Below are 22,250 nucleotides of genomic sequence, written 5' to 3'. Positions count from 1 at the left end.
CCGGCCGGGCGCGCTTCGGCCGTGTGACGCGCAAGAATGGGCCCGATGCCGAAGTCCGACTCCGCCGAGCTCGACGCCGTCGCCGCCGAGCTGTACGTGCTGCCGCCGGACCAGTTCACCAAGGCCCGGAACGCCCGCGCCGGCATGGCAGACCGGGCGATCGCTGCGCACATCAAGGCGCTGCGCAAACCGTCCGTCGCCGCGTGGGCGGTCAACCTGCTGGCGCGCGAGGGCCAGCTGGGCGAGGCCCTCGAGCTCTCTGCGGCGCTGCGCGAGGCGCAGGAGGACCTCGACGCGGCGGAGATGTCACGCCTCGGCCGGCAGCGCCGCCAGCTCGTCGCGGCGCTCGCCAAGCAGGCCGTGGACCTGGCCGAGGATGCCGGCGTCACCGTCAGCGCTGCCGCGCGCGAGGACGTGGAGAAGACGATCAATGCGGCGGTGATGGATGCCACCGCCGCGGCGGCCGTGATGACGGGACGGCTCGTGAAGCCGCTGGAGGCCGGCGCGTTCGACGACTCGGACCTGGCCGACGCCGTGGGCGGGTCGCTGCCCGGCGCGACGGTTCTGCCGCCGCGTGACGACCTCGCCCAGCGCCGCGCGCGCAAGGCGGCCGAGAAAGCCGCCCGCGAGGCCGAGCGGCTCGCGAGCGAAGCCGAGCGGGAAGCGGCGCGCATCGACGCCCGGCGGGCGAAGGCGCAGGAGCGCGCTGACCACCTGGCCGAGCGGATGGACGACCTCCGGCGCGATCTCGCCCAGCTCGAGCAGGAGGCGCGGGCCCAGGCCGAGACGCTCGAGGCGATCGAGCAGGACCACGCCGAGGCGCGCCGGCGCGCGAAGGCGGCGGCGAAGGAGGTCGAGCGCGCGCAGCGCGCGCTCGAGGAGATCTGATGCCGAGCCGGTACGGATCGACAGTCGGTGCGCGAGCTGTCGTCGCCGTGTCGATCCATCCACTTCTCACAGGACTCTCGTAGCAGGCATCCCTAGCGTGAGGACATGGCGACCCCCGGGCCCCTTGTGCACTCGACGGCCTCCCAAGACACCGAGATCACGGTCTCCGCGGCAGAGCTGCGCGAGATGCGGGACGGCCTGCAGCGGTTCCTCATGGAGTACCGCTTCGGTCTGCAGGAGGTGGAGACCAAGATCGGCATCCTGCGGGACGAGTTCCTGCTGACGCACGACTACAACCCCATCGAGCACGTCTCCAGCCGGGTCAAGTCGCCCGACAGCCTGGTCGAGAAGGTGCAGCGCAAGGGCGTCGAGGCGGACTTCGCCTCGATCCGCCGGGAGATCACCGACATCGCCGGCATTCGTGTCACGTGCAGCTTCGTCACGGACGTGTACCGCCTGTTCGACCTGCTGACCGCGCAGGACGACGTCCGCCTGATCCAGGTGAAGGACTACATCGCCTCGCCCAAGCCCAACGGCTACAAGAGCCTGCACGCCATCGTGGAGGTGCCGGTGTTCCTGTCGACCGGACGCATCGAGGTTCCCGTCGAGGTGCAGTTCCGCACGATCGCGATGGACTTCTGGGCGAGCCTCGAGCACAAGATCTACTACAAGTACGCCACGCAGGTTCCCGACGATCTCCTGGAGAGCCTGAAGGATGCCGCCCAGACGGCGTCCGAGCTCGACGAGCGCATGGAGCGGCTGCACCGCGAGATCCGCGGGAACGGCAGCGCACGCGCCGTCGTGGGTCGGAGCGTCCACGGCGACATGCGTCCGTACCTCACGATCGCACCGGCGGCGTCCGTGCTGCCGGTCCCGACCGCGACCGCCGACCCGGCGGACGCCTCCGACGCCTCAGGGACGAGCCCGTCGGTGCAGCCGGCGACCACGACCGTGACCGACCAGCCGCTCGAGCCGGCGCCGACGACCGTCACGGAGACGCCCGTCGAGCCGACTTCCACCACCGTGACCGGCCCTCCTGCCGGGCCGGTGACCTCGGTCTGAGCCGCCGCCCGCCGATCCAGCCTGAGTTGTGCGCACCCATCGTCGCGAGGCCCGCGGCCGCCGGAACGGCCGCATCGCTAGGGTGAAGCCGTGGACCTCGAGCCGACGCTGCTGGTGCTTCCGCTGCTCGCGGTGCTCGCTCCGCTGCTCGCACGGGCCCTCGGCCGGTGGGTGCGCATACCGGTGGTCGTCTTCGAGCTCGCTCTCGGCATCCTCGTCGGGCCGGCGGTGCTCGGCTGGGCCGTGCCCAGCGCCTTCGCACAGACCCTGGCCGACTTCGGGCTGGCGATGCTCTTCTTCGTCGCCGGCACGGAGATCGAATTCGCCTCGTTCCGGGGTCGGCTGGGCCGCCGCGCGACGCTGGGGTGGGTCATCAGCCTCGCGGCGGGTGTCGCGGCGGGATTCCTGCTGGCGCCCACCGAGGCCGCGGTCGTCATCGGCGTCGCCCTGTGCTCCACGGCGCTCGGGGCGCTGCTGCCGATCCTGCGGGATGCCGGCGAGCTGCGCACGCCGTTCGGGCAGGCCGTCGCCGCCGTCGGCGCCGTCGGGGAGTTCGGCCCGCTGGTCGCCATCTCGATCTTCCTCGGCGGGCGCGAGCCCGGGATCTCGACCGTCGTGCTGGTCGTGTTCGCGCTCGTCGCGGCCCTGGCCATCTGGCTGGCGTTCCGGGTGCCGCGCGGGGCCATGCACACCGTCGTGAGCGCCACGCTCCACACCTCCGGCCAGTTCGCGATCCGGGTGGTCTTCCTCATCCTCGCCGCCCTCGTGTCGCTGAGCATCGTGCTCGACCTCGACATGCTGCTGGGAGCCTTCACCGCCGGGATCATCTGGCGCCTCCTGATGCGGGATGCCTCGCCGCACGACCGCCATGCCGTCGACAGCAAGATCGAGGGCGTGGCGTTCGGCTTCCTCGTGCCGGTGTTCTTCCTCTACACCGGTGTCACGTTCGACCTGCAGGCGCTGCTGGACCAGCCGATCCTCTTCGCGCTCGTGCCGCTCGGGGCGGTCGCGCTCCTGATCATCCGGGGTCTGCCGTCGGTGCTCGCCGCGCCCGCAGGGGCGACGATGCGCGACCGGCTGGGCATCGCGCTCCTCGGCGCGACCGGGCTGCCCATCATCGTCGCCGTCACTGCGATCGGGGTCGACGAGGGCATCCTGACGAGCGGACAGCAGTCGGTGCTCGTCGCGGCCGGCATGCTGTCGGTGCTGCTGTTCCCATTCCTCGGCATGGCGCTGCGGGGCGAACGCGTCCCGGCGGCTCGCGACGGGACGGGCGACGGATGAGCACGACCGCCGAGATCCTCGAGGCCGCGCGCACCCGGCTGCATCCGGCTCCCCGTGAGGCGCTCGGGGTGTACCGGGAACCGCGCCGGCTGCTCGGCATCGCGCGCGCCCCGCGGATCGAGCGCTCCGGCGCGGCCTGGCATCTGGGCGTCCTGCTTCTCGGCGACAGCGAGGTCTTCGCCACCGGTGACATCATCCGGGCACGCCTGGAGGCGCGACGCGGGTTCACCGCCGAGTCGCAGCGGCGGCGGGCCGAACTCGCCGCGGCGGCCCGACGCGGCGGGTTCGATGAAGGCGAGATCGTCCACATCGGCTGGAGCGCGCTCGATGTGCGAGCGGTCGACGGGGGCGAGGCATCCGGTCCGCTCGCCGTCGTCGAAGGAGTGCCCAGCGTGCGCTGGAGCGCGATGGGCGGGTTCGTCCCCCTGGCGGGCTACCTCGACGAGCGGATCGCGCTGCTGCTGGACCCTCCCGCCGGCGCCTGATCGTCGCGGCCGGAACGGTTGCGCGTGCGGTGTCAAGGCGCTGGCTCGACCGGCCCCCGCGCCTAGCGTGGGGTGATGACATCGAGAGACCTCGTCCGTCAGATCGCGGTGATCAGCGCCTTCTGCTTCATGATCATCGCCGCGATGGTCGGCACGGGACTCGGGGGCGGCACGCCCGTGCAGGACCTCCAGGAGGGCGCCCTCGATGCGGACGCGTCGTACCTCGCGCCCGCACGCCCGGCATTCTCGATCTGGACCGTCATCTACGTCGGCCTCTTCGCCTACACCGTGTGGCAGGCGCTGCCAGCCCAGCGCGGATCGGACCGCCAGCGGGCGCTGGGATGGCTCATCGCGGCGACGATGGTGCTCAACGGGCTCTGGCTCGTCACGGCGCAGTTCCTGACCCTCGGCCTCACCGTCGTCGCGATCGTGCTGCTCCTCGCGGCGCTCGCCGTGACCTTCCGTCAGGCGGTCGTCCTGCCGGGCCGCGGCATCGTCAGCGCGCTCCTGATCGACGGTGTGACCGGTCTGCACCTGGGATGGGTGACGCTCGCGACCGTCGCCGACACGGCGGTCTGGCTGACGCGCACGGCGCCGGCGTCGTGGGCGGATGCGGCCACGACGTGGGGGATCGCGGTCCTCGTCCTCGTCGGACTCCTCGGCCTGGGCATCGCCCTCGCGAGCGGCTGGCGCCTCGCCCCCGTCCTCGCGATGGCGTGGGGAGCGACGTGGATCGCGGTCGGCCGTCTTTCCGGCGATCCCGCGAGCGCCGGCATCGGCGTCACCGCGATCGTGGTCGCGGCGATCCTGGTCCTCGTCCCGGTCGTCGGGCGGGCGTTCCGCCAGCTCGAGGAGTTCCGGAACGCTGATTGATCACGCCGTCCCGGCGAACCGCTGCGCGAAGGCCCGGAGCAGGCGCACAGGCTCGGTGACCGATGCGGCGAGCACCCGGGCGGCGATCTCGTCGTAGGCGGCCGCCTCGAAGTACCCGTCGTCGCGGTACACGGCCATCCGCTCGGTGAAAGCGCGCGTGGTCGGCTCGGGGTGGAACTGCGTCGTGTAGAGCCGGTCCCCGACGCGGTACGCCTGCACGGGGCAGGCGTCGTTGACGGCGAGGAGGACCGCGCCGGGTGGCGCGGCCTCGGTCCCCTCCTTGTGGGCGGTGAGCGCCGTGAACCGGTTCGCGAGGCCGCCGAAGAGCGGATCGGATGCCGTGGCCTCGGTCAGCTCGATCGTCACCGGTCCGGTGTCCTCCGGGAACGCCCGGCTCACGGTGCCGCCGAGCATCCGGGTCACGACGCCGATGCCGAAGCAGGTGAACAGCGCCGCGGGACCGTCCCCGCCCGCCGTGCGCTCGGCGATCCGTCCGAGCTCGGCCTCGACGCGGCGCTGCGCGTCGGTCTTGGTGGACTCGGGGTCGGCGACGTTGAAGGGACTGCCGCCGACGACGAAGCCGCGGAAGCGGTCGAACACATCGTCGGGCAGCGGCTGCCGCACGAGGTCGTGCTGCGCGAGCTGCCCGGGATCGACACGCATCGCCGAGCGGAACGACTCGTACTCGGCCGCCGCGGCGCCCTGCTGCGGGCGCACGCACACATAGAGCAGCGGACCGGTCGTCATGCCGGAATTCTAAGTCGGGCACCTCCCGCGCACCTTCGCGCGGGATGTGTGCGGGGCATGTATCACACGCGCACTACCGGACTCTGTAGCGGTGTGGACACAATAAGCGTCATGACGCATGCCGACGCCGAGCCGTCCGTCGACTCCGTGGAGCCGGCGCGATGGGAGCGCGCCGCGTCGCTGTTCGTGCGCTGGCGGGAGGGAGACAGGCGCGCGATGGACGATCTGGTGCGGCTGATGACGCCGCCGCTGTGGCAGATCGCCCGTGCCTACGGTCTCGACCACGCGCTCGCACAGGACGTGGTGCAGACCACCTGGCTGACGCTGGTGCGCCGCCACGACACGATCGAGGACCCTCGTGCGGTGTCGGGCTGGCTCACGATCTGCGCGCGCCGGGAAGCGTGGCGCGTCGGACGCCAGCAGCGCCGCACCGCCGCCACCGAGGCGGAGACGCTCGAGCCGCACCTGCCGGTCGTGGAGTCGGCCGAGCAGAGGGCGGCCGACGATGACGAGACGATGCGCCTGTGGCGCGCCGTGGCGACGCTCGACGAGCGCTGTCAGCGGCTGCTGCGCGTCGTCGCCTTCGACGACCGTCCCGATTACGCCCGCATCGCGAAGGATCTTTCGATGCCGGTGGGATCGATCGGGCCGACACGCCAGCGGTGTCTCGGGAAGCTCCGCGGAGCGCTCGAGCGTGAGGGGGGACGATGACCGACGTGGGAGGCGAGGACTTCGCCGCGGATGCCGCGCTGTTCGCACGCATGCGCAGCATGTGGGAGCGGGTGGATCCCATGCCGGCCGAGCTGGTCGACCGCATGGTCGCCGCCGTCGCCGTCGAGGACCTGTCTCGCGAGTACGCGCTGCTGACTCTCGTCGAAGGGTCGCTCGCCGCGGTGCGAGGGGAGTCCGACACCGCGACGCTGCAGTTCAGCGACGGCACCACGAGCGTCCTGCTGCACGTGACGGCCACCGAGGGCGGCCGGCGCAGGGTCGACGGCTGGGTGGATGCCTCGGCCCTGGCGATCCGCCTTGTGGAGGGGGAGCGTGAGCGGCAGACGGAGGTCGGCGAGCACGGCCGCTTCGCTTTCGAGGACGTGCCGCCAGGGGTCGTGCGGATCCGGATGGTCGTGCGCGACGCCGCCGGCGAGCTGCGCGACTTCCAGACGCCCCAGTTCGAAGTGTGATCCTACGGACGCCACGGGCGCCACGGCCGCGAGGCCGCGATGTCCGCCGTGCGACCACTCGTTGACCCGTCGTGTGACAAGGAGAAGGAATGGCCGACGTGCCTGAGGACAACGACGCGCCGGAAGGCGAAGCTCGGCCGCTCGACTGGCGTGCGCGCTATGACGCCGCGCGTGCACGCGGCGTGCCCTTGGATCCGCGCAGCGAGCCGGTCACCGGGGTCAACGCGTATCCGACGGCGTACGACCCGGAGCATCTCATCGTCACCGCGACCGACCGGCTGGAGGATGTGCTCCAGCAGCTGCGGGTGGCTGCGGGCGACTTCGGATGGGACATCGACCTCGAGCGCGTCAGCGGCGAGAGCGAGACGATCGAGGCGGCGGTGAACCGCGCCCGCGCCGGTCGCGACCGGTTCGATCTGCCCACGCTCTACCGGGTGCGGATCTTCCGGCAGCCCCGCCCGAATCGCGACGATGAGCCGGTGCCCCCGATCGATGCCTGGCGGCTGCTGCAGCGCGCGCGAGCCCGCTTCGGGCGGGACTTCCCGGGGGCGGCGCTCGACCACGTGCTGACGGTCGACCCCCTCCAGGTGAACCCGTTCGGCAAGACCAATCCGTTCGGGAAGACCAACCCGTTCGGCAAGACCAACCCGTTCGGCAAGACGAACGCGCCGGGCGTCGAGAGCTACGCCGATCCCGGCAGCGGGGGCCGCCAGGTCGTCGGGTATGTCGGTCCGGCGCCGTTGCGGACGGATCTTCCCGCCGGTGGCCGGCGTCCTGTCGTCGCCGTCCTCGACACCGGATGCGGCGCGCACCCGTGGCTGCCCGACGACATCGTCGACCGGCATCCCGTCGTGGAGGGCACACCGATCGGAGTGACCGATGCGGCGACGGACCCCGAGATCCACGGCGACGTCAGCGGTCCCTTCGACGGCGGCATCGACGAGGCCGCCGGTCACGGCACGTTCATCGCGGGCATCGTGCGTCAGGTGTGTCCCGACGCCGACATCATCTCGGTGCGCGTCGCCGACAGTCAGGGGACGGTCCTCGAGAGCGCCTTCATGGTGGCGGTGCGCAGCCTGGTGAAGTGGATGTCGCTGAGTCCGGACGAAGGTGGCCGGGCGATCGATGTGATCAACCTCTCGCTGAGCTACTACCACGAGACTCCCGAGGACGAGCTGTTCGACCGCACGCTCAGCGAGCTGCTCGTCGCGGCGCGACGCCTCGGCTGCGTCGTCGTCTGCTCGGCCGGCAACGAGGCGACCGACCGGCCGACCTTCCCGGCGTCGCTGTGGGCATGGCCGCACGCGGACTTCGTCGTCGAGGATCCCGACGACGCCGCACCGCACGTCTCCGTCGGTGCGCTCAACCCCAACGGCACCATGGCGCTCTTCAGCAACCTCGGGCCCTGGGTGCGCACGTGCGCCCCCGGGGTCGCCGTGCTGAGCACGTCGCCGCCGTTCGAGGGCGGCGTCGAGCCCGGCGCGCGCGACGATCGCTGGGGAATCCGCCGCGAGACGATCGACCCCGACGACTTCAGCGGCGGCTTCGCCCTGTGGAGCGGCACCTCCTTCGCCGCCCCGTACGTCGCGGCGCTGTTCGCCCGCGCCCTCGCCGGGCCGCTGGCGCAGTCGGCGCTGCCCGATGCCGGGGCCCGGGTCGCGGCGGCCAAGGACGCCGAGGGAGCGATCCTCGCCGAGCTCGCCCGGCGCGGTCCCCGCCGGATATCCGCTTCGCGCTGACGCACCCTCGCGCGCGGCGACCTGTGCCGCCAGGATGGGACCGTGCCGCCGTCCGCCGAGAGCCTCCACCGCCGCGCGGTGGAGCTGTCCAATCGCGGGCGCTTCGCCGAAGCCCGACGCCTCCTCGCCCAGGCATCCGAGCTGACCGACGACCCGGATCTGCGCGCACGCATCACGGGGACGCTCGCGTATGCGCTCGCACGCGCCGGCGAGCATGCCGAGGCCACCCGTCTGTGTCGCCAAGCGCTGGAGGACCCGCGCCTGGCGGCGCACACCGTCGCGATCCTCGCCGGCCAGTTGGGAGCCCTCGCCGAGATGGCCGGAGAGCTCGACGAAGCCGAGCGCTGGCTCACGCGCGGAATCGACGGCCTCTCCGACGATCCGCAGGCACGCGCGAATCTTCTGATGAACCGCAGCCTCATCAACATGCGACGGCGGGACCTCGCCGCCGCCGGACGGGACGCCTCCGCAGCGACCCGCACGTTCGCCGCGCTCGGCATGGACGTCGACGAGGCGCAGGCCCGCCACAACGAGGGCTACATCGCGCTGCTGGAGGGCGACCTCGTACGCGCGCATCAGTCGATGCTCGCGGCACGCAGGACGCTGGCGCCGCTGTCGCCGGTCACCGCGGCGATCTCGGATCTCGACCGGGCGGAAGTGCTGCGGGATGCCGGCCTCACGTCCGAGGCCGAGGAGATCCTCCGCCGCATCGCACGGGTCTTCGGCGCCCATCGCATGCCCCAGGCGCGTGCGGAGGCCGAGTTCCAGCTCGCCGCCTCTCTGCTCACGCACGATCCCGCGCAGGCACGCGCGGTCGCCGCGTCGTCGGCCAAGCGCTTCCGCGCCCTCGGGAACGAGACGTGGGCCAGCCGGGCCGACGGTGTGCGGCTGCGCGCCCAGCTCGCCGGAGGACGCGTCACGCGCCGTGGGGACCGCCTGCGGGCGCGCTGGCGTCCGCCCGCGCCCGGAGAGGTCACCGCGACGGCATCCGCGCTGCACGCCCGCGGATTCCGCAGTGAGGCCGCGGCCCTGCGCATGTCGGATGTCCTGGCTCGGGCGCGGCACGCCGGCGCCGGTGACGGCGCCGCCATCCGCGTCCCGCCTCGGGCATCGATGGAGGTGCGCCTGCTCGCCCACGAGGCCCGGGCCGCGCGCGCCGCCGGCGCGGGACGGCACGCCGAGGCGCGCGCCCACGCAGCGGCGGGCCTGGACCTGCTCGCCCGATGGCAGGAGTCGTTCGGCAGCCTGGACCTGCAGACCGCGGTCGCGATGCACGGCAGCGGGCTGATCTTCGCGGGACTCGATTCCGCCGTGCGATCACAGCGGCCCGAGCACGTCTTCGAGTGGTCGGAGCGGGCGCGTCACCTGAGTCAGCAGGTGGTGCCGCTGCGGCCCCCGCCTGATGCGCGCCTGGCCGCCGAGCTCGCGGAGATCCGGATGCTGCGCGCCGACGACCCCGCGTGGACATCCAATGACCGCGTCGCCGAACTGCGCGACCGTGCGCGCGAACGGCAGTGGTCGGCCACGGGTGCCGCCGCGATCGAGCGACGGGCGACGCTCGGTCAGGTGCAGGAGGCGCTGGACGACGAGACCGCCCTCCTGTCCTATGTCTTCTCCGGCGACGCCCTCCACGCGCTGGTGGTCACGCGCGAAGCGACGCACCTGCGGAACCTCGAGCAGTGGCCGCTGGTCCGCCGGTCCTTCGCGGGACTTCGTGCGGACCTCGACATGGCGGCCACCGTGCGCGACCGCATGGGCGACATCGTCCGACGCTCCCTCGGCGAGAGACTCCGCGTGCTCTCCGACGCGCTCCTGGAGGAGCCGCTGGCGCCGGTCGGCGCGCGACGGCTGGTGATCACCGTGCCGGGTGTGCTCAGCGGGATGCCGTGGGCGATGCTTCCCGCCATGACCGGTCGGGTCTTCACGCTGGCGCCATCGGCGACGCGATGGCTGCGGCACCGGGATGAGCCTGCCGCCGGCGGAGCAGCCACCGCGGCCTTCGCGGCCGGCCCGCGGGTCGCGCGCGCGGACGAGGAGATCGACGCCGCCGCGGCGGCGTGGTCGGACGCACACACGCTGCGCGGCACGGAGGCGACGGTGGCGGCGGTGACGGCGCTGGCGGGGCGGGCGGACGTGCTGCATGTCGCCGCTCACGGCCGCCACGCGGCCGACAACCCGCTGTTCTCAGGGCTCGAGCTCGCCGACGGCACGCTCTTCGGCTACGACGTGGACCTCATCCCGGATGTCCCCCGCACCGTGGTCCTCTCGGCCTGCGAGGTCGGTCGCTCGTCCGTCCGGTGGGGCGAAGAGGCGATCGGCATGGCCCGCGTGTGGCTGCACGCGGGAGCGCGCTCGGTCATCGCCGCGCCGGTGGTGGTCGCCGACGACGACGCCTGCGAGCTGCTCAGCGCCATGCACGAGAGTCTGGCCGCCGGCGCGGCTCCGTCCGAGGCGCTGACGGCTGCAGGCGAGCGCACCGGGATCGTCGCACCCTTCCAGGTGCACGGGGCGGGTTTCTGACGGATCGGGCGGATCCGATGTATCACCGGGCGGGGCGGGCGCTCATCACTTCGAACGGCCCATCGCCGTCCGACGTGGGGGCGTCGGACGCGGAGGGGGGCAAAGACCGACTGGGGCGCGTGCGGGGGACGCGGCGGTCATCCGGGGCCGCTTCCCGGGGGATGTCGTGGAGAGCTCATCTCCATGACATCCCCCTCCTTCTGCCTGCTGGCGGATGCGACCGCGAGGGTCAGCCGCGGGACGAGTTGGCGGTGCGTCCCCGGACGATGCCGACGAACACCTCCACGGCGGGCGTCGTCCGCTCGGCCACCCACGCGAGAGCGACGCTCGAGGACGGCCCGTCCCGCAGGGGACGGTGGTCGACGTCCCGTCGGTGGTGCGCGCGCGCGAGCGACATGGGCACGATGACGACGCCCACGCCGGCGGCGACCGTCGCGATCGCGTCGGCGGTGTCGGCGGGTGCCGGGAACACCGGCGCGACGGCACCCGGCACGTCGACGTCGAGCACGGCGTCTGCGGGAACGATCAGCACTTCACCCGCCAGATCGCCGAGCTCGAGCTCGTCGGCCGCGGTCAGGTGGGACTCTCGACTGCAGACGACCACCGGCACCTCGTCGTACAGCGGTACGACGTGCAGACCGTCCCTGTCGATCGGAAGACGCACGATCGCGGCGTCGGCCTCCCCGTCGAGCAGGGCGCGGCGCTGGTCGGCGACGGCCACCGGCACGAGGTCCAGCCGCGTGAGCGGCATCCGCTCGTTCCAGATGTCGATCCACCTGCCCGGGGTCGCTCCCGGGATCGCGCCGAGCCGGAACACGCTCGGCGGAGCCGGCACGGGGGACGGCCCGGGCGATGGCTGAGGACGCCGTGGTCGCGGCTTCGGCGTGGAACGGGACGGACGCCGAGCGGAGGCATCCCGCCCGGAACCGCCTTTGCGCGCTCTGCCGCCGGCCATACGGATCAGCGTATCGGCAGCGCTCCGTGCCGCCCGGGCAGCGTCACGCCGCGAGCCGGAGGCCTCGGCGGTCGGTGGCCACCTTCTCGCCGTCGGCGATGGTCTCGTCGTCACCGATGAGCGAGCCGCCGGCGACACGGGCATCCGTGCCGACCTGCGTGCGGACGCCGATCTTGGCGCGTGCGCCGATCGCTGCCCGCGGTCCGATGTGAGCGTGCGGCGCGATCTCGGCATCTGCACCGATCACGGCGTCGCTCTCCACCCACACGCCACGGCCGACGTGTGCGCCCGCGGCGATCTGCACGCCCGGCTCGACGTACGCACCGGCTTCCACGATGGCGCTCGGGTGCACCTTGGCGCCGTGCGCGATCAATCCCCGACCGTTCGCGTGCTTGCGGTAGCGCAGCGTCTCGCCGTGGTCGTTCTCGATGTCGACGTAGTTCTTACCCACTGTCCCCTCCTGCAGCACCGTTCGGTGCCGAGTACAGGAATAACCTCGAATTGCAGGGTTTCATTCCCTCGCATCGGTCCGGATTCACGAAGCGGGTTGCTTCTGGAACGCGGCTGGAGTATGGGATGTTCCGCGAGGGATGCCCCGAGCGCCCGGACGCCGTGCGCGCGACGGGCAGCCGTCGAACGCGTCAGCCTGCCGGACAGAACGACCGGGGTTGTCCTAGGCTGAGGGAGACCTCTCCCGACTCAGCAGAAGGGGCGGCCCCGTTGCCCGACCGCCGCGCGGGTCGCACGATCCAGACGGATCGTCCGACCGACCGATCCGCCTACGAGACGCTTCCCACCGTCCGCGAGGTGATCGCCCTCGACGCCGTCGCCAACGGCGTGCCGGAGGTGCTCGTCGGCGACGAGGCGCTCGACGCCCGCGTGCGGTGGCTGCACGTCTCGGACAGCGCCGGCGTCGCACGCCTCCTCGACGGCGGCGAGCTGCTCCTGTCGACCGGCTCGTCGTGGCCGTCCGACCCTTCCGACCTGCGTCGCTTCGTCGATGAGCTGGCCGACGCGGGGCTTGCCGGTCTCGTCCTCGAACTCGGCACCCAGTATCGCCAGGCGCCCGCCGCCGTGGTCTCGGCCGCCGCCGCACGCGGGCTGGCGGTGGTGGTCCTTCACCGTGAAGTGAAGTTCGTCACGCTCACCGAAGCGGTGCACAGCCGGATCATCGCGGGGCAGACCGACGCCCTGCGTGCGCGGGACGAGGTGCGCGAGCGCTTCACAGCGCTGGTGCTGCGCGGGTCTCCGGCGGACTTCATCGTGCAGCAGGTGGCCCAGACCCTGGGCGCACCCGTGGTGCTGGAGAATCTCGCGCACGAGGTCGTCGCCACCGAGGTGCCGCTGGCGATGGAAGAGGAGCTCTTCACCGACTGGGAGCTGCGCTCGCGGTCGGCGCACCGCCGGGCGGAGCAGCGGCGCGAACGCGACGCCGCAGCGAGCGCAGACGACTGGCTCATCGTGCCCGTGGAGGCGCGAGGCATCCGCTGGGGGAATCTGCTGGCGCTCCCGGGACCCGAGCACCCCGCGGGGCGCACCGCGGTGCTCGAGCAGGGCGCCATCGCGCTCGCGGTGGGACGGCTGGCAGACGGGGACAGCGACGAGTGGGCGCGGGTCGCGCGCCGCCGGCTCGTCGACGGGCTGCTCGCCGGACGCTTCGCCGGTGCCGGCGGCGCCGCCGCCCGGCTCGAGGCCGCCGGCCTTCCGGTGCGAGGCGCCAAGCTGTACGGGATGGTGCTCTCCGGCGCGGCCGTGGCGTCGGAGCGGGCGGACGCGGCGGTCCGCGGCATCCGCGGGCGGGCGCTGGCCGGATCGGCCCCCGACGGCGTCGCGGCACCGGCGGCCGCCCTGCTGGTCTCGCTGCCCGCGGACGCGCGCTTCGACGACGATGCGGTGCTGTCGTTCGCGCGGGCGGTCGTCGACCCGGGGGACGTCGATCGCATCACGGTGTCGGTGGGCCGTGTCGCCGGCGACATCGAGACGGCCCTCGCCTCACTGCACGAGGCGGTCGATCTCGCGCGCAGTCGTCGTCGGCGCAACGACCGGGGACCGCAGCTGCGGCGCGCCGAGAACCGGCCCCTCGTTCAGCTGGTCACCGCGCTGCGGGACGACCACCGCGTGCTCGAGCACGGTGAGCGGATGCTCGCCCCGCTGATCGCCTACGACCTGAACCGCTCGGGCGACCTGCTGGACGTGCTGGAGGCGATGCTCGCGCATCCGGGCAACCGCACGGCGGCGGCATCCGCGTCGCACCTGTCGCGCTCGGTGTTCTACCAGCGGATCGCCCTCATCGAGGAGCTGCTGGGCGTGGACCTCGACGACGGCGAGACCCAGACGGCGCTGCACCTGGCGCTGCTGGTGCGGCGCAGCGCCGGCCGCTGAGACGTCTCGCCCCGCGCGGCTCGCTCGACGATCACCGAGCGAGGAGTCCGGCGGCGAGACGAAGCGTCAAGGCGCGAGATAGACCTTCCGCAGCGTCTCGTGCACGGTCCACACCGTCCGCATCCCGGCGGTGAGGCGCACGATCGAGCCGGGACGCAGTTCGATCCCCGGGAGCGGCGGCTCCTCGAACGCCACGGTCGCCCGGCCGGCGATCACGACGAAGACCTCGTCCGCTTCGACGTCGCGCATCGCGCCCGGCGTCATCTCCCACACGCCGACCTGCACCGCGGTCTCGGGGGTCACCGCGCCGAGCTCGACGACGCCGGTCGCCGGGGTTCCTGCGACGATCTGATCCGGCGGCACCGGCGTCGGCGGAAGGGCGAGGGCGGCGGCATCCGTCACGGTGCCCGCCGGCAGGTCGGAAGGGCGCCCGGTCACGAGTCGAACCCCAAGCCCAGGGCGTCGAGCGTCTTCAGCAGCAGGTTGCGCCGGCCGCGATTGTGGTCGGCGCGGTCGAGCGACCAGCGCGTGGCGTTGATGCCGATCGCGGCGGCCGGCTCGGGCGGGAACGGCAGCGGGCGCCGCCGCACCATCTCCAGCTGCGTGCGTTCGGTGTCGGCGCCATCGAGCAGGTCCAGCATGACCTCGCCCGCGAAGCGGGTCGACCCGACGCCCAGTCCGGTGAAGCCCGCTGCGTAGGCGACACGGCGGTCCCGTGCGGTGCCGAAGAACGCGGTGAACTGCGTGGAGGTGTCGATCGCGCCCGCCCACTGATGACTGAAGCGCAATCCCTCCAGCTGTGGGAATGTCGTGAAGAAGTGACTCGCGAGCCTCTCCCACGTGGCGGGGCGATGCTCGTACTCGGGGCGCACCTTGCGGCCATAGTGGTAGATCGCGTCGTAACCGCCGAAGAGGATGCGGTCGTCGCGGGTGAGCCGGTAGTAGTGGAACTGGTTCGCCAGATCGCCGATCCCCTGCCGGTCGTGCCATCCGATCGACGCGCGCTGCTCGGGCGACAGCGGCTCGGTCATGAGGACGTAGTCGTACACCGGCACCGTCATGAGCCGGTTGCGTGCCAGCAGCGACGGGAACACGTTCGTCGCGAGAACGGCGCGCGATGCCTGCACGCGTCCCTGATCGGTGACGACCACGACGCCCGCCCCCGCGGTATCCAGCCCGGTCGCCCGTGACCGCTCGTAGATGCGCACGCCGCGCTCCTCGCACACGCGTGCGAGCTCCGCTGCCATGCGGGCGGGGTGCACCAGCGCGCACGTGCGCTGCTCCCACACCGCGGCGAGGTAGGTGGGGGAGGCGACGGCCGCCTGCACCTGATCCTGATCGAGGAAGACGACCCCCTCTTCGCCTTCGGTCGCCCACTCCCTGAGCCACTCGACCTGGTGCGGCTCGACCGCGGGGGCGAGCTGTCCGGTGCGCTCGAACTGGAAGTCGACGCCATAGCGGGCCTCGGCCCGTTCGATGGCGTCGAGGTTCGCCATGCCGAGCCGCTCGAGAGTGGGCATCTCGTCGGGCCAGCGCGCCATCCCGTTCTCGGTGCCGTGCGTGAGGCTCGCCTCGCAGAAACCGCCGTTGCGGCTCGAGGCCGCCCAGCCCACCCGCTGTGCATCCAACACGACGATGCTCGCGCCGGGGTGGCGCTCGGTCGCGAGCAGCGCCGTCCACAGCCCGGTGTAGCCCGCCCCGACGATCACGAGGTCGGCGCGCTGCGTGCCGACGAGCGGTGGCCGGTCGGGCAGCAGGTGATCGGGGAGGTCCTCACGCCAGAACACCGCGTGCCGGGTGCCCTCGAGGGCGTGCCGGACGACGGATGCTGCCGGCCGCTGCCGTTCGAAGACGGTCGTGCCCACGGATATCAGCCCTCTCGGATGGTGCGTTCGCGCTCAGGCGTCGCCGGCGGCATAGACCCGCTCGCCCTCGACGAACGTCTGCAGCACGCGCGTGGCGCCGATCTCGTCGGTCGGACCGGCGAACGGGTCGCGGTCGAGCACGACCAGGTCGGCGAGCTTGCCGACCTCGATGGTGCCGGTGCTCTCATCGAGGTGGTTCACCCACGCCGAGCCGGCGGTGTAGGCGGTGAGCGAGGTCGCGAGGTCGATCGCCTGTTCGGGCAGGAAGGCGTCGTACTCGCCCTCTTCGTGACCGGGCGCCGCCGTGCGGTTCACCGCGACATGGATCGCGGCCATGGGGTCGGGGGTCGACACACTCCAGTCGCTGCCCGCGGCCAGCACCGCGCCGGCGCGCAACAGGTCGCCGAACGGGTACTGCCAGGCGCTGCGGGGTTCGCCGAGGAAGGGCAGCGTCAGCTCGACCATCTGCGGCTCGAACGTCGCCCACAGCGACTGCATGTTGGCCGCGACGCCGAGCTCGCGGAAGCGCGGGATGTCCTCGGGATGCACGACCTGGATGTGCGCGATGTGGTGCCGGTTGTCGCCGCGCCCGTTGCGGGCGATGGCCCGCGCCACGGCATCCAGGCACTCGCGCACCGCGCGGTCGCCGATCGCGTGGAAATGCACCTGGAAGCCCTCGGCATCCAGGAGCGGCACCGCCTCGTTGAGGATCTCGGGCGGGACGAACGAGATGCCGGAGTTGTCGGTGAAGTGGCCGTGTCCGTCGCAGTACGGCTCGAGCATCGACGCGGTGAAGTTCTCGGCGACGCCGTCCTGCATGACCTTGACCGATGTCGCCGCGAAGCGCCCGCCGCGGTAGCGCCGACGTCGCTCCAGGATCGACGGGATCTGTTCGAGGCCGGCCGTGCGGTCCCACCAGATCGCCCCGACCACGCGCGCGGTGAGGGTGCCGTCCGCCGCCGCGCGGAGGTAGGCGGGCCCGGGGTCGCCCGCGTCGCCGTAGGACCCGACGATCGCGTCCTGCCACGCGGTGACGCCGAACGAGTGGAGGTAGCGCTGGCCCACGAGCAGCGCCTCGGTCAGCCGCTCGAGCGGCTCCTCGGGGAGGAGCCGGTTGACCAGTGACATCGCGCCCTCGTGCAGCGTGCCCGACGGCTCACCGGCGCCGTCGCGCTCGATGCGGCCGTCCGCAGGATCGGCGGTCCCGCGGTCGATGCCGGCGCGCCGCAGCGCCGCGGAGTTCACCCAGGCGCCGTGCCCGTCCCGGTTGGGGAAGAAGGCGGGCCGGTCGCCCGTCACGGCATCGAGCGCCTCCGCGGTCGGGGTGCCGCCGGGGAAGGCGGACATCTGCCAGCCGCCGCCGAGGATCCACTCGTCGTCCGGGCGGGCGGCGACGTAGCGGGAGATCGCGTCGAGGTACTCCTCGGCGGTGTCGTACTCCGAGAGGTCGCAGCGCAGCATGTCGAGCCCGCCCCACACGGGGTGCACGTGGGCGTCCTGGAAGCCGGGCAGCAGCATCCGGCCCCTCAGGTCCACGATCTCGGTCGAGGGCCCGACGAGCTCGCGCAGGTCGCCGGGCGAGACGGCGATGATGCGCCCATCCCGGACGGCGACCGACCCGGCGCGTGAGCGCACCGTGTTCGCCGTGAAGACCGGTCCTCCGGTGAACACGAGGTCGGCGTAGGTCATGCGCTCCTGCTCCTTTCGCGAGACAGCATCGGGGCGCCGAGACAGCGGTCGCGCGACTGCCGTCTCGGCGCTCGGTTGCAGTCTCGCGGGAAGGGGGGTGGTAAGGGGACGGGGTCAGCCGCCGGTCATCGTGCGGGCGATCTGCGTCGCCGAGTCGCCCGCGCGCTTGAGGACGAGGGCGACCAGAGCGAGAGCGACGAGCGTGAGCAGCAGCATGACCGTCGACACCGCGGCGACCTCGGGGCGCAGGCCCGAGCGCACGGCGCTCAGGACGTACACGGGCCACGGTGTCGTGCCCGACACCTGCACGAACGCCGCGACGATCGTGTTGTCGAGGCTCAGTGTGAACGCCAGCAGGAACCCGGCGAGCACCGCCGGCATCGCCAGGGCGAGGGTCACGCGGCGGAACGTCGTGAACGGGGTGGCGTAGAGATCGCTGGATGCCTCCTCGAGGTTGGCGTCCTGGCCGACGAGGCGTGCGCGCACGATGTACGACACCACGGCGGTGGCGAACAGGGACGAGCCGACCGACAGGCGCACGATGCCGTCGTTGAACATCCCGATGCCGAGGTCCTGACCGAGCACGACCATCCACGGCAGCAGCGCGATCGCGTCGACGATCTCGGGCGTCACCGAGACCAGCAGCAGAAGACTCAGGAACCACCACACCCACTTGCCCGGGTAGCGGGCCATCGCGATGCCGGCGAGCGTTCCGAGCACGGTGGAGATCACCGCCGAGATCAGCGCGGTGATGAGCGACACGCGGACCGCGTTCTGGATGGCGGGCTTGTCGAGGATCGTGCGGAAGGCGTCCAGTCCGAAGCCCTCCCACGACACCAGCAGCCGGCCGGTGTTGAACGAGTAGATGACGATCACGATGATCGGCAGGAACAGGAACAGCAGCACCAGCGCGCCCCAGACGCCGAACGCGACGTCCGACCAGGAGCGTCGTGCACGGCGCACGGGCCGTCGGGTGGCGCCGGAGGGGGAGCCGTCTGTTTCCCGAGCGCGCAGGATGGTCTCGGTCTGGGTCTGCGTCATGTCGTCACCTCCACGCGGGCCGGCGCGACGGCATCCGTGTGCCTGTCGTCACCGTCGCCTCCGAGCACGAGTCGATTGCGCATCCGGAACGGCAGCGAGACGAGCCAGATGCCCACGGCCGCGACGCCGATGGTCAGCATGATGACGAGCATCAGGAGCACCGCCATCGCCGATCCGAGCGCCCAGTTCTGCGCGGTCTGGAACTGGCTGGCCACCAGCTGGCCCACCATGTTGCCGCGCGCCCCGCCGAGCACGGTGGCGGTGATGTAGTCGCCCATCAGGGGGATGAACACCAGCAGGACGCCCGCGACGATGCCGGGGCGCGACAGCGGCAGCGTGACGCGGAAGAACGTCGCGAGCTTGCCGGCGCCGAGATCCTTCGACGCTTCCCGCAGCGCCGGGCCGACGCGATCGAAGGCGACGAACAGCGGCAGGATCATCAGCGGCAGGTAGTTGTACACGACGCCGAGGACCACCGCCGCGCGCGTGTACAGCAGGGAGAGGGGGCCGTCGAGCACGCCGATCGCCTGCAGCAGCGTGGACAGCCACCCTTCCGGCGCAATGATGACCTGCCAGCCGATGGTCCGCACGAGGAAGTTCGTCCAGAACGGCACGAGCACGAGAGCCAACAGCAGGCCTCGCCGCTGCGGCTTGACTTTGAACGCCATCCAGTACGCCACCGGAGCACCGATCAGGAAGCACAGGACGGTACCGACGACGCCGACCCCGAGGGTGTTCTGGAACGTCGAGAAGAATGTCGGCGACATCGCCTCGACGTAGCGGTCGAACGACAGGATGTCGTTGGCGTGGGTGCCGAAGATGCCGGGTTTGTACCCGAAGCTGAACCACACCACCATCGCGACCGGTGCGACGAAGAACAGGAGAAGCCACGCCCAGGCGGGGACCGCCAGCGCGGCTCCGGCCGAGCGACTACGCACCAGCGGCGGCCTTCATCTCGTTCCAGATCTCCACACGCACGGTCTGGGAGTCATTCAGCGTCTGCTCGTGCATCGTCTCGAGCTGCTCGGGGGTGAAGAAGATGAGCTCGGTCAGCTCCAGGCCCGCGTCGACGGCCTCCTGCTCCATGTCCTTGCCGCCGACGTGGTAGCCGATGTAGTCGAGGTTGAGGAAGAGGTTCTCCGGAGTCATGGAGAAGTCGATGAACGCATGGGCCGCCTCGGGATGCGGCGCCCCCTCGGCGATCGCCCAGTTGTCCATCCACAGCTCGGTCTGCGGCCCGGGCAGCACCCACTGCCAGCGGTCGGGATCCCCGGACTCCATGATCCCCAGTCGCGCGTCGCCGTTCCACGCCTGCATGAGCACCTGCGTGCCCTGCGGGATGGCGTTGGTCCCCGGGTAGGAGTCGAAGGCGGAGATGTGCGGCGCGATCGTCTCGACGAGGAACTGACGGCACGCCTCGAGCTCGGCCTCGTCCTCGGTGTTCCAGTCCATGTCGTTGGCCCAGAAGTACGCGCCGATGATCCCGGCCGGGTCGTCGGACATGGAGGTCCGCCCGCTCGCCTCGTTCTGCGCGGCGTCGAAGAAGTCGCCCCAGGTCGTCAGCTCCCGGGTGATGGCGGTCTTGTCGTACACGAAGCCGGTGGTGCCCCAGGCCTTGCACACGGAGTAGTCGTTGTTCGGGTCCCACGCGCGACCCAGGTAGGCCGGGTTCATGTTGGACAGGTTCGGCAGCAGGTCCTTGTTGAGCTTGGTCAGCAGGCCGTTCTCGATCATCTGCGGGATGAACACGCCGGTGGGGACGACGATGTCGTAGCCGGAGGTGCCCTTGGCTGCGATCAGCTTGGCGATGAGCTCCTCGTTCGACGAGTACGAATCCAGGGTCACCTTGGGTCCGAGGTCCGCGGTGAAGCCCGACACCACGTCCGGGGAGTCGTAGTCGCCCCACGTGTACACCGACAGGCTGCCCTCGAGGTCGCCGCCGGTCGCCTGCGGGGCGGGTGCCCCGCCTCCGCCGGGCGAGCACGCGGCGAGCATCGTCGCTCCGCCGGCCAGGGCCGCCAGGCTCAGGAAGCGGCGACGCGAGATCTCGCGGGCGATGACCGCCGTCGAGGCGGTCGGGGCGAGGATGCGGAGGGGGGTGCGGGACTCGGTCATCGGTGTCTCCTGGTTCGGGTCGGGGAGCCGGTGAGGCGGATGCTGTGCGTGCGGCCTCGGCTGCAAGGGGTCGGGGCTGTCACTCGGTGGGCGGTGCGATGTAGCCGCCCTCCTGCGCGGCGTCGTCGGCGGGGAAGAGCAGGACGTGACGCGCCGCCCACGAGCACACGACGGCGTCGCCGACGGCGAGCGTCGGTGCGTCGGGCGTCGGGCGGCGGACGATGAGGCTCTGGTCGTCGCCGAGGCGCACCAGGTACTGCATCGTGTCGCCGAGGTGGGAGATGCCGATCAGCTCTCCTCGGGCGACGTTGGCGTCCGCGACCGGCTCCGACAGCCTGTCCTGCTGGATGCGGATGTGCTCGGGCCGCACGGCCGCCTCGCCCTGGTGGGTGGAGCCGAGCACCGCGGTCTCGGCGCGCACGAGCGCGTGGGGCGACGTGACGGCGGTGCCTGCCTCGCCGACGGGGCCGCGGAAGAAGTTCTGTTGCCCCACGAACGCGGCGACGTAGGCCGACGCCGGCCGCGCGTAGACGGTGTCGGCGTCTGCGAGCTGCTCGATGCGTCCGGCCCGCATGATCGCGATGCGGTCGCTCATCGACAGCGCCTCTCCCTGGTCGTGCGTGACGAAGACGAACGTGATGCCCAGGCGCGACTGCAGCAGCTTCAGCTCGAGCTGCATCTCCTCGCGCAGCTGCCGGTCCAGCGCCCCCAGCGGCTCGTCGAGCAGCAGCACGGCAGGGCGGTTGACGAGCGCGCGTGCCAGGGCGACGCGCTGCTGCTGACCGCCGGACAGCTGCGTGGGCCTGCGGTCTCCGAACCGGCGCATCTGCACCATGTCGAGGGCCTGCGTGACGCGCTCCCGCACTTCGGCCTTCGGCGTGCGCCGCTGCTGCAGCCCGTATGCGACGTTCTCGGCGACCGAGAGGTGCGGGAACAGGGCATACGCCTGGAAGACGGTGTTGACGTCGCGCCGGTAGGGCGGCACACCCCGGACGGACCTGCCCGAGATGAGGATGTCGCCGGCATCCGGGCTCTCGAATCCGGCGATCATGCGCAGTGTCGTGGTCTTGCCGCAGCCGGACGGGCCGAGCAGCGACAGGAACTCGCCGGGTTGGATGGTCAGTGACAGGTCGTCGACCGCGACCTGCTCTCCGTAGAGCTTGCTCACGCCGGAGAGCACCACGGCTCCGCGACGATCGTCTGCCTCGCTCGCGGGGCGCGGTGTCGCCGAAGTCGTGTCCGCGTCGGTTGCTGTGGTCACCTCGTGGGGTCCTCCTGATCGCGGGCCGCGCGGCGGTGCGCGGTCGGGTCGAATTGTGTCAGGTATTCAATAGCGCCGCGTGCCCGCCCGCAATGCGCGGGGATTCGAACCGGACGATCCGCGGTGTCGGTCCGTCCGCCCCGACAGATCGTCCGGCGCT

General features: G+C 71.9%; 19 protein-coding genes and 1 pseudogene. 10 read left to right on the top strand and 10 right to left on the bottom strand.

Annotated features, from left to right (window positions below; genetic code table 11):
- Nucleotides 1-45: 45 nt before the first annotated feature.
- The 5 genes and pseudogenes from AC5RVZ_RS11145 (at nt 46) to AC5RVZ_RS11125 (ending at nt 4,592) form a co-directional block, all read left to right on the top strand.
- A complete protein-coding gene (locus AC5RVZ_RS11145) occupies nt 46-888 on the top strand; it encodes a transposase (RefSeq protein ID WP_494065818.1) in 843 nt (280 codons plus the stop codon).
- 105 nt (nt 889-993) lie between these two features.
- Nucleotides 994-1,680, top strand: a pseudogene (locus AC5RVZ_RS11140) (GTP pyrophosphokinase); the annotation flags it as partial.
- Between the two features lie 360 nt (nt 1,681-2,040).
- Nucleotides 2,041-3,234, top strand: a complete 1,194-nt coding sequence (locus tag AC5RVZ_RS11135; protein ID WP_494065817.1) for a cation:proton antiporter — start codon at nt 2,041-2,043, stop codon at nt 3,232-3,234.
- Entirely contained in the window at nt 3,231-3,719 is a 489-nt protein-coding gene (locus tag AC5RVZ_RS11130) for a glutaminase (protein WP_494065816.1), read from the top strand. Before AC5RVZ_RS11135 ends, AC5RVZ_RS11130 begins: the two co-directional genes overlap by 4 nt.
- A gap of 75 nt (nt 3,720-3,794) precedes the next feature.
- Nucleotides 3,795-4,592 (top strand): TspO-related membrane protein, encoded by a 798-nt coding sequence (locus AC5RVZ_RS11125; RefSeq protein WP_494065815.1) that lies wholly within the window; start codon nt 3,795-3,797, stop codon nt 4,590-4,592.
- Here AC5RVZ_RS11125 and AC5RVZ_RS11120 read toward each other — a convergent pair whose 3' ends face one another.
- Nucleotides 4,593-5,339 (bottom strand): glutamine amidotransferase-related protein, encoded by a 747-nt coding sequence (locus AC5RVZ_RS11120; protein ID WP_494065814.1) that lies wholly within the window; start codon nt 5,337-5,339, stop codon nt 4,593-4,595.
- 111 nt (nt 5,340-5,450) lie between these two features.
- Between AC5RVZ_RS11120 and AC5RVZ_RS11115 the strand changes: the two genes are divergently transcribed.
- From AC5RVZ_RS11115 to AC5RVZ_RS11100, 4 genes are all read left to right on the top strand, one after another.
- Nucleotides 5,451-6,050 (top strand): RNA polymerase sigma factor, encoded by a 600-nt coding sequence (locus AC5RVZ_RS11115; protein WP_494065813.1) that lies wholly within the window; start codon nt 5,451-5,453, stop codon nt 6,048-6,050.
- On the top strand, nt 6,047-6,523 hold the full coding sequence (locus AC5RVZ_RS11110) for a hypothetical protein (RefSeq protein ID WP_494065812.1): 477 nt from the start codon (nt 6,047-6,049) through the stop codon (nt 6,521-6,523). Before AC5RVZ_RS11115 ends, AC5RVZ_RS11110 begins: the two co-directional genes overlap by 4 nt.
- Nucleotides 6,524-6,612: 89 nt before the next feature.
- Entirely contained in the window at nt 6,613-8,262 is a 1,650-nt protein-coding gene (locus AC5RVZ_RS11105) for a S8 family peptidase (protein ID WP_494065811.1), read from the top strand.
- A 42-nt stretch (nt 8,263-8,304) separates the two neighbouring features.
- Nucleotides 8,305-10,782 carry a CHAT domain-containing protein gene (locus AC5RVZ_RS11100; protein WP_494065810.1) on the top strand — a complete coding sequence of 826 codons (2,478 nt, stop codon included), beginning with the start codon at nt 8,305-8,307 and terminating at the stop codon, nt 10,780-10,782.
- A 229-nt stretch (nt 10,783-11,011) separates the two neighbouring features.
- Here AC5RVZ_RS11100 and AC5RVZ_RS11095 read toward each other — a convergent pair whose 3' ends face one another.
- Together AC5RVZ_RS11095 and AC5RVZ_RS11090 are read right to left on the bottom strand one after the other, a co-directional pair.
- Nucleotides 11,012-11,617, bottom strand: a complete 606-nt coding sequence (locus tag AC5RVZ_RS11095) for a LysR substrate-binding domain-containing protein (protein ID WP_494065809.1) — start codon at nt 11,615-11,617, stop codon at nt 11,012-11,014.
- 163 nt (nt 11,618-11,780) lie between these two features.
- On the bottom strand, nt 11,781-12,188 hold the full coding sequence (locus tag AC5RVZ_RS11090) for a transferase (protein WP_494065808.1): 408 nt from the start codon (nt 12,186-12,188) through the stop codon (nt 11,781-11,783).
- A 269-nt stretch (nt 12,189-12,457) separates the two neighbouring features.
- Here AC5RVZ_RS11090 and AC5RVZ_RS11085 point away from each other — a divergent pair, with 269 nt between their 5' ends.
- Entirely contained in the window at nt 12,458-14,119 is a 1,662-nt protein-coding gene (locus tag AC5RVZ_RS11085) for a PucR family transcriptional regulator (RefSeq protein WP_494065807.1), read from the top strand.
- A 66-nt stretch (nt 14,120-14,185) separates the two neighbouring features.
- Here AC5RVZ_RS11085 and AC5RVZ_RS11080 read toward each other — a convergent pair whose 3' ends face one another.
- The 7 genes from AC5RVZ_RS11080 to AC5RVZ_RS11050 all read right to left on the bottom strand — a co-directional run bounded on the left by AC5RVZ_RS11080 (nt 14,186) and on the right by AC5RVZ_RS11050 (nt 22,090).
- A complete protein-coding gene (locus tag AC5RVZ_RS11080) occupies nt 14,186-14,557 on the bottom strand; it encodes a cupin domain-containing protein (protein WP_494065806.1) in 372 nt (123 codons plus the stop codon).
- On the bottom strand, nt 14,554-15,984 hold the full coding sequence (locus AC5RVZ_RS11075) for an NAD(P)/FAD-dependent oxidoreductase (RefSeq protein ID WP_494065805.1): 1,431 nt from the start codon (nt 15,982-15,984) through the stop codon (nt 14,554-14,556). Before AC5RVZ_RS11075 ends, AC5RVZ_RS11080 begins: the two co-directional genes overlap by 4 nt.
- Nucleotides 15,985-16,017: 33 nt before the next feature.
- Nucleotides 16,018-17,673, bottom strand: a complete 1,656-nt coding sequence (locus tag AC5RVZ_RS11070) for an amidohydrolase (protein ID WP_494065804.1) — start codon at nt 17,671-17,673, stop codon at nt 16,018-16,020.
- A gap of 114 nt (nt 17,674-17,787) precedes the next feature.
- On the bottom strand, nt 17,788-18,714 hold the full coding sequence (locus tag AC5RVZ_RS11065; RefSeq protein WP_494065803.1) for an ABC transporter permease: 927 nt from the start codon (nt 18,712-18,714) through the stop codon (nt 17,788-17,790).
- A complete protein-coding gene (locus AC5RVZ_RS11060; RefSeq protein WP_494065802.1) occupies nt 18,711-19,652 on the bottom strand; it encodes an ABC transporter permease in 942 nt (313 codons plus the stop codon). The genes AC5RVZ_RS11065 and AC5RVZ_RS11060 overlap by 4 nt, the downstream gene beginning before the upstream one ends.
- Nucleotides 19,645-20,829, bottom strand: a complete 1,185-nt coding sequence (locus tag AC5RVZ_RS11055) for an ABC transporter substrate-binding protein (protein ID WP_494065801.1) — start codon at nt 20,827-20,829, stop codon at nt 19,645-19,647. Before AC5RVZ_RS11055 ends, AC5RVZ_RS11060 begins: the two co-directional genes overlap by 8 nt.
- Nucleotides 20,830-20,908: 79 nt before the next feature.
- Nucleotides 20,909-22,090 carry an ABC transporter ATP-binding protein gene (locus tag AC5RVZ_RS11050; protein ID WP_494065800.1) on the bottom strand — a complete coding sequence of 394 codons (1,182 nt, stop codon included), beginning with the start codon at nt 22,088-22,090 and terminating at the stop codon, nt 20,909-20,911.
- Between the last annotated feature and the right edge of the window lie 160 nt (nt 22,091-22,250).

The sequence above is a fragment of the Arthrobacter sp. Cza30 genome, from assembly GCF_059090765.1.
This window is presented reverse-complemented; position numbering and strand designations above follow the sequence as displayed.